This window comes from Streptomyces sp. NPDC032161 (assembly GCF_040636995.1).
GTDB lineage: Bacteria > Actinomycetota > Actinomycetes > Streptomycetales > Streptomycetaceae > Streptomyces.
This window is the reverse complement of sequence record NZ_JBEZVN010000069.1, coordinates 1-12,429: the sequence shown is the minus strand read 5'-3', so window position 1 is coordinate 12,429 and position 12,429 is coordinate 1. Positions and strand designations below refer to the sequence as shown.

Annotated in this window: 9 protein-coding genes and 1 pseudogene; 4 read left to right on the top strand and 6 right to left on the bottom strand. The window is 68.1% G+C overall.

Features of this window, described 5'->3' with window-relative positions; translation table 11 throughout:
• Both AB0E67_RS35475 and AB0E67_RS35470 read right to left on the bottom strand, forming a co-directional pair.
• A partial coding sequence (locus tag AB0E67_RS35475; RefSeq protein ID WP_362034846.1) for a transposase occupies positions 1-81 on the bottom strand: 81 nt, incomplete at its 3' end.
• Positions 82-217: 136 nt separating this feature from the next.
• Positions 218-853, bottom strand: a complete 636-nt coding sequence (locus AB0E67_RS35470) for a TetR/AcrR family transcriptional regulator (RefSeq protein ID WP_362034842.1) — start codon at positions 851-853, stop codon at positions 218-220.
• 152 nt (positions 854-1,005) lie between these two features.
• Between AB0E67_RS35470 and AB0E67_RS35465 the strand changes: the two are divergent.
• Both AB0E67_RS35465 and AB0E67_RS35460 read left to right on the top strand, forming a co-directional pair.
• Positions 1,006-1,056, top strand: a pseudogene (locus AB0E67_RS35465) (hypothetical protein); the annotation flags it as partial.
• A 140-nt stretch (positions 1,057-1,196) separates the two neighbouring features.
• The gene (locus tag AB0E67_RS35460) at positions 1,197-1,637 is read left to right on the top strand and encodes a DUF5360 family protein (protein ID WP_362034841.1); all 441 of its coding nucleotides are present in this window, start codon (positions 1,197-1,199) and stop codon (positions 1,635-1,637) included.
• Here the strand turns inward: AB0E67_RS35460 and AB0E67_RS35455 are convergent.
• Positions 1,615-2,460, bottom strand: a complete 846-nt coding sequence (locus AB0E67_RS35455) for a DEAD/DEAH box helicase family protein (protein WP_362034844.1) — start codon at positions 2,458-2,460, stop codon at positions 1,615-1,617. The genes AB0E67_RS35460 and AB0E67_RS35455 overlap by 23 nt on opposite strands.
• 69 nt (positions 2,461-2,529) lie before the next feature.
• Positions 2,530-3,003 carry a hypothetical protein gene (locus AB0E67_RS35450; protein WP_362034839.1) on the bottom strand — a complete coding sequence of 158 codons (474 nt, stop codon included), beginning with the start codon at positions 3,001-3,003 and terminating at the stop codon, positions 2,530-2,532.
• A gap of 334 nt (positions 3,004-3,337) precedes the next feature.
• Here AB0E67_RS35450 and AB0E67_RS35445 point away from each other — a divergent pair, with 334 nt between their 5' ends.
• Both AB0E67_RS35445 and AB0E67_RS35440 read left to right on the top strand, forming a co-directional pair.
• A complete protein-coding gene (locus tag AB0E67_RS35445) occupies positions 3,338-4,330 on the top strand; it encodes a TniQ family protein (RefSeq protein WP_362034837.1) in 993 nt (330 codons plus the stop codon).
• Positions 4,327-5,136, top strand: a complete 810-nt coding sequence (locus AB0E67_RS35440; RefSeq protein WP_362034835.1) for a hypothetical protein — start codon at positions 4,327-4,329, stop codon at positions 5,134-5,136. The genes AB0E67_RS35445 and AB0E67_RS35440 overlap by 4 nt, the downstream gene beginning before the upstream one ends.
• 305 nt (positions 5,137-5,441) lie before the next feature.
• On the opposite strand, the gene AB0E67_RS35435 is transcribed toward AB0E67_RS35440, so the two are convergent.
• Together AB0E67_RS35435 and AB0E67_RS35430 are read right to left on the bottom strand one after the other, a co-directional pair.
• On the bottom strand, positions 5,442-5,705 hold the full coding sequence (locus tag AB0E67_RS35435; RefSeq protein ID WP_362034833.1) for a hypothetical protein: 264 nt from the start codon (positions 5,703-5,705) through the stop codon (positions 5,442-5,444).
• Positions 5,706-5,834: 129 nt separating this feature from the next.
• On the bottom strand, positions 5,835-12,002 hold the full coding sequence (locus tag AB0E67_RS35430; RefSeq protein ID WP_362034843.1) for an RHS repeat-associated core domain-containing protein: 6,168 nt from the start codon (positions 12,000-12,002) through the stop codon (positions 5,835-5,837).
• Positions 12,003-12,429 lie beyond the last annotated feature (427 nt).

Genomic DNA, 12,429 nt, shown 5'->3' with positions numbered 1-12,429 from the left:
CTCGAAGGTGTGGCTCGGGTCCGACAGGTACAGCGCGACAGCGTCCGCCTTGAACTCGGGCGAGTAGACCTTCATCACCATAAAAGATGCCTCCTGCTCGGCCCCTCCCGGGGGCCGGGCTCAGAGTTGTCCACCACTCGGGGACAGGTCCCGTCCAGGACGAAAGCGTGCGCGCCGTTGTGGATGAACTGGCAGCAGATGGTGCGACGGAGATCCCTCAGCTGCCCAACTCCTCGGGCAGCACTTCCACCACCGCCGCCGACTGTGGAGCATCCGTACAGCCGGGCGACGGCGGCCAGCTGCCCGGTTGGGCGAGATTCGCCAGGATCGCGCGGGTGCGATGGTGTACGTCGGCGCTGAGCGGTGGTAGGTCCAGCAAGGCTGCAAGCCACCAGCCGTCAACGGCCAAGCGCACCGCGGTAGCGGCGGCGGGGTCGAGACCGTCACTTTCGAGCCGGTACTGCCAGCGGCTGTATGCCTCACGCAGCGGGGTCAGCAGCCGGGGGTCCAGCGAAACCGCGGCGGCCAGGGCGGCCACCGGGGCCTGGTGGTCGTTAGGTGCGTTGTCGTCAGGCGTCACGGGGATGGTGATGTCGAGGTAGGCGCGGGTGAAGGCACCGGGCTCGGTGCTGGCGGCCGCGTCGGCCAGGGCGTCGTCGACGGCGGCGACGGCGCGTGCGACCAAGGCGGTGAGTAGCTTCTCCTTGCTGGGGAAGTGGTACATCAATCCACCCTTGCTCACCTGTGCTTGGGCGGCGACGGCATCGAGGGTGAAGGCGGCGGCGCTGCGGTCGCGCAGCACTGCCTCGGCGGCGTCAAGGACTTTGGCGTAGGCGAGAGGAAGTCGACCCATGAGGCATACTGTACCGACCAGACGGTAAAGTTTGGAGGATGTTCCATGGGATGGACCTTTCTCAGCGGCGCCATCGTCGCGGAGGTGACCGCTACGCCGGCCTTGCGCGCCAGTGACGGACTGTCCCGGCCGCGGTCCTCGTCGGCTACGGCCTGGCGTTCATTCTTCTGGCCCGGGCGCTCCAGGGCATCGGTGCGGGTGTCGCCTATGCCAACTGGTCCGGGCTGGGGACGATTGGGGCGGCTGTCGGAGGATGTCTGCTGGCTGAAGGTCACCGCGGTCTTCGGGATGGTGCTCGTTGTCGCCGGTGTGGCGGTCACGAACCTCGGCGGGGGTGTCTCTCATGGCTGAGCCCCGCCTCGACCGCCTGTTGCGTGCGACTACGGTCGCCATGGTGCTCACCGACGTCGGGTTCGTCGTCTACTGGGCGCTGGTCATCATCGGGGCGCTGCCGCCTGAGGCCATGTTCGACGAGTACACCGATCCCCGCGTCACGGCATGGAACTGGTCTTTCCTTCCGTTGGACATCGCCGCCTCGATCAGCGGTCTCGCAGCCGTGCGCGCGATGCGCCGTGGCTCGCATGCCGCACCGGCGGCCCTGACCCTGTCACTAGCGCTGACCGCCACCGCCGGTGGCATGGCGGTGGCCTACTTCACCCTGCGCGGGCAACTCGACCCTTCATGGCTGCTGCCCAACCTCGCCCTGTTGCTGTTTCCCCTGCCCCTGCTCACCCGCCTCACATGCACCGGCCGGCCGACCCTCATCGACGCGGGGAGCTACTAAGATTGGCGAACCTGGGGGTCCGGGGATGTCTGTCACGGTGGGGACCGCGAGATGGCTCCTGCACTTTGCTCTGCGGTAGGGCGCGACGAGTGCTGGCCCCGCCGACGGCAGTGCAGCGGGCTGGGCGTGGTGGAGGCCGGGGCGTTGTCGGCGCGCAGGGCGAGGTGTCAGGCAGCGTGCTGTATGGGTCTGTTGCCGATTCCTGTGGGTCTGCGGGAAGGGGGAAGGGTGCTTTGCAGCGGCCGGTCCCGAGCAGCTCGCTGAGTGGGGAGAAGTCTGTGGTCCGCCCTTGTTCGCGGTGGCTGTTCACGACGGTCTTCCCTGGCCTTTCCTGGGCAGAGTGCCCCCGTTGTGACGTCTTGTGCAGAGTGGCGGCTGCGGGGCTGGTCTGGCGTGGATGATCTGGCGGGCGGTTTGGAACATTTCGGCCCCGTGGGCGTTGTCGGGGAGGCGTTCGACGATGCGGTGGTGCATGTGCTGGCGGTAGGCGGTCGCGGTCAGGGTGCGGAAGATGCCCATGTCGAGCTGCTGCTGCGAGGCGAACCTGCATGTCGGCGATCGTGGTGTCGCTGCACACGGCGACTGCCTGACCCAGGTGCCCGCCCCGCACGAGCCGGTAGGCGGCGAGTGTCAGCACCAGCAGCTCGATCGTCGGCACCACCACGAGCACCCGGCCCTGGGACTCCAGACGCGAGCCGACCGCGCCGCCGATTCGGGTCTTGCCCGTTCCGCACGCCGCGATCAGGCTTGTACGGCCACCCCGGCCGATCGCCGACAACACCGCGTCGACCGCTTCCACTTGGTGCGGCCACAGCCTGCTCACCAACTACCCCCCTCGTCCGCCGCCGCGCTGGTCGTGTCCGCTCCGCCGCGCGGTGTCCTTGGTCCGCAGTTACAGCTTCATGGACGTGCCGTCGTCGGGATCGTCGGTCCACTCCACGGTCAGTGCCAGACGCCAGGCGGCCGCCATCTCGGCCAACAGCCGCACCCCGAACTCCACGGTCTCGAAGTGGTTGACCTCCTTGGCCTGCTGCGGCCCCTGCTCGGCGGTCACGCGCTTGAGCTCGTCCAGCAGCTCCGGGACTTGGGCGTCGGTCAGTCCCTTGGACCGGCCCACGCGCACGGTGTGGGCCGCCACGCCGTAGGCCGCAATCTTCGCCTTGAGATCAGCCGGCGTGACATCCTGGTCGCCCAGCGTGGCGTCCCCGATCTCCATCTGCATCAGCGCCTGGTCCTCCCACAGCCGCAACAGCTGGTGCGGTGAGAGGACCTCCTGACCGGCCAGCAGGAGGGTGCCGTCGAAGGTGACGGCTACGGTGCCGTCCGACTCCACCGTCCAGGAGCACCGGCTTCCCGTGGCGGACACGGTGCGAGGGTCGGATTCGGCAGGCAGGTGATCGCGTCATACGCTCATTCTCCACGTACACCCATTCGCTCATGACCCGATCGGCCGAGAACGTCCGCTGGTTCGCCCCGCGACGGGCTGCTGCGCAGGCCGGGAAGGCAGAGACGTCCGGCGTCGATGCGGCAGACTCCGCCGCCGACGTCGATCACGTGGCCCTCGTCCTGCTCTCGGCGGACGCGGACATACAGAGTGGACGGGTGGTTGACGGCCTTGCCCTGGCTGAGGGTGAGCGGCATTCCCGAGTCCAGGGGCCGTTGGCTGACGAGATGCGCGGGCGGCGGCCGGTGCGTCTGCCGTGGGGGCGTGGGCACAGCTCCCGTCCCCGGCGGCGGGTGTATTCCGGGTACGGCCGCTGGCGTTCGAAGCGACCGCCTCATACCTCCAGCGCCTCGCGCACACTTACCGGCTGACGCTGCCCCAGCTCTGCGACGGGGCCGGGATCACTCTGCACGGCCACGGCACCGCGCCCACGGCCGGGCTCGTCCTCTCCCTCGCCGCCGCCCACCGCATCACCATCCTGAGCCAGATCCCGATAAGCCACCTCGCCCGCGCCCTGCCCCACCTGCCCCACCTGCCCCACCTGCCCCACCTGCCCCACCTGCCCCAAGACGGTGCGACGCCAGGCGGCGCGGCCACCGCGCGCTGGACACCTTTCGACGCCCTGCACCGGCCCGTGGCCGCCTGCACCCTGTGCACACAGCGCCACAGCCAAGGCACGACCGGAACTGCGCAGGTCCACCGGCCCTGGCACCACCTGGTCTGCCCGCGCCACCACCAGGCCGCCCCCGACCCCGGACTCGGCACCCCGCTGCACACCGCGGCGGTCCCCGCGCTGGGTGCCGCATACCGCGCCCACCAGCGCCTGCGACGCCACCGCCTGGGAGCGAGTGCGTGGATGACGGCACGCGCGATCACCACCCGCTGGTACGACCACCAGCAACACCTCGCCGACCGGTGGCGCCAACGGCTGCACCACCTCGCCCTGGCCAACCCCCACCTGAACCACATGGGAAGCGCTTCAGCCGTACTGCTGGCCCGTGACCTGGTGATCTACCCCGAAACCGTCACCCTCGCCCGCACCCTGACCGCACTACCCCACCACCGGACACAGCGTCCGCGGGAAGTCCTCGGCATGATCGGACACCGCCTCGGACTCGGCCGTTTCTCCCCTGCCGGAAACGACCCGCTCCATGTCTGCATCACCCCTCACACAAACACGTCGCTGCCCAGGCCCCGCTCCCGCCCTCGGCCTGCCCCGCGACATCGTGAGAAAGGACGTTCCGTGTGACCACTGCCTTTCCCGCGCCTGCCACCGGCACGCCTCCGCACCTGCTGGAACCGGGCCGCCGGCTGCGCTGGCGCGGCCATCTCTACGTGGTCGCCGCACAGCGGAGCCCCGCTGTGCACCTGGTGAGTCTCACCGGCGAGGAACCCGACGTATACGCGCTCGCCAGCGTGGTCCTGAAGGCCGACGGCTTCAGGCTGCCCGAGGAAAACGGCCGGCCCCATCCGGCCCCCGAGGAAGAGCAAGCCGGCCTGCTGCGGTGGCTGGGAGAAGACGACCTGCGACACGTGCAGGAGTGGGAGCGGCACCTGACCGAGATCCGCGACGGCCAGATCCCAGCCACCCCGGCACAGCCGGGGCCGGACCACGCCCCGGCCACCCCGGTGCAGCCCGGGCCGGACCACGCCCCGGCCACCTCCACGCTCAAACAACGCTTCACCGCGAAAGCCGCCGAACTACAAGCCGCGGGCTGGCGGCACTGCTCGGCCGGCACCATCGAACGCCGCTACCGCGCCTGGCGCCGACACGGCCCGGCCGGACTGATCCGCCAGACCGTGCCCCACCCCTGGGGCCGCACCGACGAACGCGTGATCCGACTGCTCCACACCAACATCGAGACAAGCGGCACACACAACACGACCAGCCACTGCGGTAGTCACCTGCTGGAACAACTACGCACGGCGATCCGTCTGAACTACCCCGCTGAATACGACCAGCTGAACATCTCCCCCGCCACGTTCTACCGACTCCTCCACCGCCTGCGCTCCCTCACCCCTCCAGCCCCCACCAGCCACCCGCCGTCCCGGTGACCAGCACATAAACCGGTCAACGACACGGGTCCTTCCAGACGCACCACTACACCCACCAAAAACCCAAGATCATTCCCATACAAGTACAGAACACCAGACCACCACCCCGAACACCCAAACCGAACACCCGTCACCAAGCCCATCCCCAGCCCCCGACAACACACCCACCCCCGGCCTGGAATCCCAGCCCAACAACAAAACACCAGGCCACAACAACCCAACTACCACAGAACCACCACCCCGCCACACCGGTTCCGCATGGCATGCGGAACCGGGCCCGTAGCGTCGGTCGGTACCGGACTCGGTCAGTCCGGATCCGGACCGTTAGTCTCGGCGATCTCCTCCCGGAGAGCTTTCTGCTTCTTCTTGGAAAGAGAGTCACCGTCCACGCTGTGCATGGCCCAGGGGATTGGGCAGGGCCCTTCGTGCGAGGGGTCCGGGCACAGCACTTCCACCAGCCGGTCCATCAGTTCCTCGTGCTGGGCGGCTGTCGCCAGCAGGGCGATGTTCACCTGCCACAGCCTTGGTTCCGCTGCCGTACTGGTGGCTTCTGTGTCGGCGTAGCTCATGATGTGGTCCTCGTTCCGAACGGGGCTGGCGAGCGGGGGTCCAGTGTGCCGCGCTCCGCGGCCCGGGGCCCGCCCGGGATGGCGCCCCGGGCGGAGGTCGGAACACAGGTCCCGCACCTTGGTCAGGGATCAGGGGCTGCAGCCGCAGAAGCTGCCGAAGGTACCCCTCCACACTTCGTTGCGGAAGAGGATTCCCCAGGAGTTGCGGTTGGCGCTCCTCATCCAGTTCGGCGCATTGTGCTGGTGCATGGTGCGCGGGTTGTAGTTGCCATCCCACCACTGCCTGGCCCGGCTCTTGGTGCAGTCGTACGCCCGGCAGTGACGGGCGTAGCAGCCACGGGGCGCCTGCTGGGTGGCATCCCGCTTCGCTTCCGTCGCCGCGCCATCCTTCGTCTTCCCGGAGCCGGCGCCCCAGACGTGGCCGGTGCAGTGCGAGCCCTTGCCCTCGATGTTGCACTTGGCCTTGCACTTCCACGCGCGGCCGTCGAGGTCGTTCTGGTTGACCGGGTCACCGGGATAGCCGTAGCGGTTGGCTCCGCCGCCTTGGACCGGGTCGACGGACAGGAACCGGCCGGTGGTGGAGTTGTAGAGCCGTACGCCCATGAGAGTGTGCCCGGTGACAGTCTCGGCAGAGCGTTGCTTGGTGCCCAGCCAGCCGTATCGGGTGGCGGCCTGCCCTGCCCTGGGCGTGCCGTACTCGTCTGTGTCCAGCGCCACAGGGGCATGGGCCGCGTCCAGGGGAAGCTGCAGGGCGATGTCCCCGTGGATCGTTGAAAGTTGGAGAACTGTGGAGCCGGTGCCACTGGTCGTCGCGGCGAGACCTCCCCCGAGCGAGGTCAGATTGCGGGTCACCGCGCCGGTCGAGGCGTCCTCGACGACCCAGCGCGGGTTGTCGGAGTCGCAGTCGTAGTGGTTGGTCTTAGTACCAACGTTCGCCCAGGTGCCCGAGGTGTTGGCCTCGACGGTCCACGAACGCAGCCGCAGGGCCGCGTCCATCGCCCAGGTCTGGCGCCTGTTGCCCACCGTCTGCTGACGGACCATGTCGTTGGCGTAGTAATCGACGGTTACACCGCCCGGCAACGCCTTGGTGCGGCCGAAAGCGTCGTACGTGTAGCCGGTGGCGTTGAGCCGGTCGGCCGAGTCGTAGGTTGTGGTCGTCGCGGTCCCGCCACTGGTCGGGCAGTCCACGCCGGCCGCCGCCGTGGCCTGCGTGACCGTGGTGCGGTTGGTGCGGGCGTCGAAGCCGTAGGCCCGGCGGGTGCAGACCGTGTCGGACGTGTCCTGGACGGTCGCCAGACGCCCGGCGGCGTCATAGCGGTAGGTCTGGTCGGACCAGCCCGCGTGGCTGGTGGTCTGGTTGTGGACGGACGCGGTCGTGCTGTCGGAGTAGACGACCGCCGAGTCGCTGTCCCTCGTGTACGTGCGGTCGATCGCCGTTCCGATGGAGTCGTTGCGGACGGTCATGGTGTAGCCGCCCGGCAGCTTCTCCGTGAGGAGGCTGCCCTCGGGGTCGTACGTTGCGCTGAAGACCCCGGCAACGGAGTCGGTGAGCTTGGTCGCGAGGCCGCGGGGTTCCGCGGTGTGGTCGTATGTGAAGGCGAGAACGGACGGGACGGTGTCGTTGACCTTGGCAGGGCGGTCGAGGAGATCGTACTCCGTCGTGGTCCTGCCGCCGTCCGCGTCGATGTAGGAGACCAGGCGGCCGAGAGTGTCGTAAGCCTTGGTGATCGTCCCGGCCGTCGGGGAACCGACGGTGAGAACCCGACCCGTCACGCTGTCGTAGCCGGTGGTGGTGGTCGGGACGGTCTCGCCCAGTCCGCCAGTCACCGCGACCGTGGTGGCGCGGCCCGCGCTGTCGTACGTCGTCTCGGTGGTGCGAGTGACGCCGTTGGCGCTGTTGCTGATCGATGTGGTATTGCCCCAGGAGTCGTACTCGTAAGTGCTGGTGGCAAGCTGGCTAGGGTTGCTGCCGCCGCCGGTGATGTCCCCGCCGGGGCCGGTGGAGCACAGCAGGTCGGCCCACTCGGGGCGTCCCTCGCAGGTGCCGGTGCCCGTGGCGGACCAGTACTTCGTCACGCGGGTGGCCGCGTCGGTCCCGGTGGCCCCGGGGGACAGTTCCTTGCGCACCTGACCCTTCGTGTCGTACTCGTAGGTCGTGGTGATGGCCAGGCCGCCCGGGTCCTGGATCTTCTTGACCGGCAGGCCCCGGGTCCAGTCGTAGACGGTCTGGGTGGTCCTGATCTCGCCCTGCACCCCGGGGTGCTCACGGACCTGGGCCCCGACGGTCACCTTGGTGAGCTGGTCCTTGACGCCAGCGGTGCCGTCGGTGGGACGGCCCGCATCGTACTCGTTGACCGTCCAGCCACGAGCGGTCACGGACGTGCCTGCGGGAACCAGTGTGGTAGTGCCGGACTTCAGGTCCGCGGCGAGGTCGACCCTGCGCAGCGGGGAGAGCACCTCCAGTTCCCGGGTGCCGTCGGCGCTGTACACGGAGCTGGTCGACAGGAGCCTGGCGCGCTCGGCGGACGTGAGCTGGGCGATGCCGAGGTCGGCCTGGGCAGCTCTGTCTGCGGCCGTGATCCCCAGGGCAACGGCACGGTTGACCGGCGTGAGGTCGCGGACGGTGTTGCCGAACCTGTCGGACTCCGAGGCCGAGATGTGGCCGCCGGGTGCCGCGGAGTTCACCGTGCGCCCCGACACACCGAGGTAGCTGATGTTCGCGCGGGCGTAGGAAGCGGCGGTGAGGCCTGTGCCCGTGTTGGACGACGGCACGACATCCGCGGGGAAGACGGCGGTGGCGTCGGTCGGAGCGTCGGTCTGACCCCAGACCTTCACGTCCGCCGCGCCCATCTTGTACGGAGCGCTCGTCCCGGTCAGCGGGACGTCGTAGACGAGGGTCGTGGCTGCGGTGCCCTCAAGAGTGCTGGTCGTGCCTTGCTTCAGCGCCGGGCGCGACGCCTTGAGCAGCATGCCCTCCCCCGCGGTCGATCCAGTGCCCACCTTCCCGTACGTGAAGGTCCACGGCTGGTCCGTCGTGGACTGGTATGTGGTGACGCGGCCCGCGCTGTCGTAGGCGTACTGCGTCTGCGTGGACTGGGCCAGGCGTGGGTTCCACTCCTGGCGCAGGCGTCCGGCGGCGTCGTACTGGTAGGTGGCCACCGCTCGGGCGGATGCCGAGGTGGCGGACTTCTCGGTGGCGTACAGCCGCACCTCCTTGACCTGACCCTGGTAGTCGCCGAAGGCGGTGGCGGTCGCCGTGGTGGCGGTGGCGTAGACGAACTCCAGCACTCGGCAGCCCTTGGTCGTGGGCGTGGCGAGGCAGACGGCGTTGGTGTTGGCCGAGGTCGGGGCCACGATCCGCTTGGGACGGGCGAGAGTCTTTCCGCCCGTCAGCACGGTCTCGGTCGACATGGTCGTCGTGGAGACGTCCAGCCCTTCGAGGCGGCTCGAGACCACCTGCCAGGTGACGACGGCCGGATCGGGCTTGGCAAACTCGGTCACCACGGCTTCGGAGTCCGACAGCGTGAAGGAGCCGCTGACGCTGCCAGTCAGGGTCAGGGCCTCTGAGCCTGGCTCCGGAATCCATCCGGTTCTGCCGGAGTTCGCGGTGAAGTGGATCTCGGTGTTGTCGGCCTTGACCACGACGACGGCGGTGTCGGAGATCCTGCGGATGTGTGCGTAGTCGGAATCGGTCAGCTCGGCGGTCGTGCCGGAGACCCACTGGGGGCCGAAGATCGCGGCCTGGCCCTGCTGCTCCGCCCCGGCCTGCGGGGTACGGGACGACGCGGTCCGAGTCACCGAGAGCCCGTAGTACGAGACGTCGGAGGCGGACAGCGTGTAGTCGCCGGTGAGGAGGTTCACCGAGCCGGGCCCGACCGCCTCGGCCGCGGCCTCGTCGGCGTCGCGGTCGACGACGACGGTGAGTGGGTTGCTGCTGCCGGACGCCGCGTTCGCGCCGGTGAAGTCGGCCTTGATCTGCACGGTTCCGTCAGGGTCGACCGTGTTTGTCGCGGTCCAGACCAGCGGGGCGTTCCTGCCGTTCGCCAGCGGGACGGGCCAGGCCGTGAGGGGCACACCGCTGGCGGTGACGTCCTCAGCCGGGATCGCGGTCCAGGGGTCGGCCTCGGAGCGGCGCCAGGAGAAGGACACCTTGTCGTACTTCGATCCGTCCGCCTCGGCGACCAGCGGCAGGCGGCGCGCGGTGCGCTCTCCCTCGCTCGGCTGGACGAAGCCGCCGGGACCGGCGTGGAAGGTGTACTCGATCGCCTCGGACTTGTTGTCGGCCTTGTCGACGGCCCGCACTTGCAGGGTGTGGGTGCCGTCCTTCGGCGGGGCGACGCTGATGGCCTTGTCCGAACTGGCGCCGCCGGTCGCGACCTTGGTCCAGGTCACCCCGTCGAGCGACCACTCGAGCCAGTTGTGGTCCGTGCCCGGTGGGGTGACGGTGAACGTTCCGGCCTGGCCGGCCCCCTTGACCCACTTGTCCGAGGGATAGTCCGTGGACGTGATCTTGGTGGGGGCGGACGGGGCCTTGGTGTCGACGGTGAACGTCTTCCACGCCGACCAGCCCGTGTTGTAGTGCGTGCCGTCGTACGGTGACGTGCGGAACTTGTACGTCTTGCCGTCGGTCAGCTTCCCCGCGGGGACGGTTACCGAAGCCACCTGCCCGGAGGGAACGAACTTGGAGACGAGAACGTCACCGACCTGGCTGTCGGTGGCGTTGTCGAAGATCTGGAAGGTGCCGTTGACCTTGTCGCCGTTGGGGTCGACAAAGGTGTCACGCAGGGTCGGCGTGAGCGTGTTGACCATGTAGGCGCCACCGTAGGAGAAGAACGGCGGGCCCGCCTCCTGCTTCGTGCCCGTGCGCGGCCGGTAGTTGTACGTGACGACCAGCTTGGGCGGGTTGGATGCAGCGTTGGCGGAGTTGACACGCTTCCACTGCCCCGTGACGTTCTCGTCGGAGGCGTGCAGGCCCATATGGGACTTGGCGGCCTTGGCCGACGCCCACTCCTGCACCATTGTGGTGACGTCAGCGTTGATCCAGCCGTCCGGCTGCGTGGGGCAGGATGAATTGCCCCTCGTCTCCGAGGACGTGGCCTTCTTCGCGATCCACGCCGGCTGGTTGGGCGCGGCCCACCGCGAGGAGGTCGAAGCAGCCCCCGTGGACCACACCTCCCACGGCTGATTGGGACACGACGTGCCGGTGTAGTTGGCGGAGTGGAAGTTCCACAGCGACAGCTTGGCGTCCATCACCAGCGCGTCGGCGATCGGCGCCGTGTTCCAGGAGATGAACGAACGCGCGGTGCGATATGTGCCGTCGGCGTTCTTCGTACCCGGGTTACCCAGGTCCAGCTCAACGTCCGTGGACCAGTCGACCGTCGTGCCCTGCTGCACATAAGTGTCGAAGACGTTCGACAGCGATGAGGTCGACGGGTCGACCGTGACCGGGTACTTCGTCGCCGGATCGGCCAGGAATTTCGGGTCCGGGGTGAGGACCAAGTCCACGCCGCCCTTGGTCTTGACGGCCTTCATGCCGACGCCGACCTGGCGCGTGTGCTTGCCGGAGACGGGGTCGATGGTCGCATCCCACATCACCGGGGCGGGCATGACCGCGGTCTTCTTCGACTTCTTGTCGGTGAACAGTACGCTGCCGTCCGGCTGCTGCTCGGCCTTCAGGCCCTTGGTCTTCAGGGGCAGGGTGTAGGAGAAACCTGCGTCAGGTCTGGTGTTGACCTCGACGAACTGCTCGAAACCGGTACGGGTGGCCTCCACGACCACATCCGCCCCCGGAACGGCGTTCTCATAGGTGGCCCGGGTGCCGTCCAGCTTCGGAGCCGGCAGGCCGCCGCGCCACTGCAGGGTGATCGCCTCGTCGCCGCTGCCAAGAGTGACCAGGTCCGTGGCAGGAGCGGACTGGGCGGCACGGAGCGAGGTGGCCTTGGCACCGGACTTGCCCGCCAGCCTCAGCCCGCGCGGGTGGGCCTTGGACACGATCGAGCCATCCGCCTCGGTGGCCAGCTCGACATCGACATCACGCCAGTTGCCCGAGGCCGGATCCTGGAAACGGACCGGCCCCGCGGACAACTCCGTCGTGAGCGAACCATCCTTGTTCACCCAGGTCGTCGACGTCTCCGTCCGTTCGGAGAGCGCCTCGACCCGCCTGCCCGACAGCCGCGCCGCCACCAGCGCCGAAGCAATGTCCGCCGCCTGCGTGGCCGATGACTTCCTCGGTGCCGCAACAGCCTTGGACGGGGCCGCAGTCGCGGGACTCACACCGTCAAGAAGGGTGACGGACAAGGCCACGGCGAGACCACCCGCTATGTAACGCAGGCTCCTCCCAGACCAGATCCGACCACGCGCCTCCGGCGGAGGTATATGACTCTTCATCATTCCTCAGCTTCTCGATTGCATGTACATCACAGATGTGATGCACCCGTGAAGGTACCGAGGGGGAAATGACCGAAAACTCGCATAACTATGTACACACTTGACATTGCCGACAGAAAAGCCAAGGGATCTTGATCATTTCGTAATGAAAATCTAAAGCACCTACCCAGATACGCTCAAACCATGCATGCATCTTCAACTCATTTGAAAATGGCTTATTTAGAACCCTAAAAAAGGGGACGGGTGAACCGCCCCGATTCGAATGGAGACTCGATTTCATGAAAGGATCGAGTCATGGCACGACCTTCCCGTTACCCGCTTGAGCTCCGCCGTCGTG

What these genes read in the sequence shown, in the direction of transcription:
- AB0E67_RS35470 (WP_362034842.1), bottom strand. Translation starts at nt 853, where the DNA reads ATGGGTCGACTTCCTCTCGCCTACGCCAAAGTCCTTGACGCCGCCGAG.
- AB0E67_RS35460 (WP_362034841.1), top strand. Translation starts at nt 1,197, where the DNA reads ATGGCTGAGCCCCGCCTCGACCGCCTGTTGCGTGCGACTACGGTCGCC.
- AB0E67_RS35435 (WP_362034833.1), bottom strand. Translation starts at nt 5,705, where the DNA reads ATGAGCTACGCCGACACAGAAGCCACCAGTACGGCAGCGGAACCAAGG.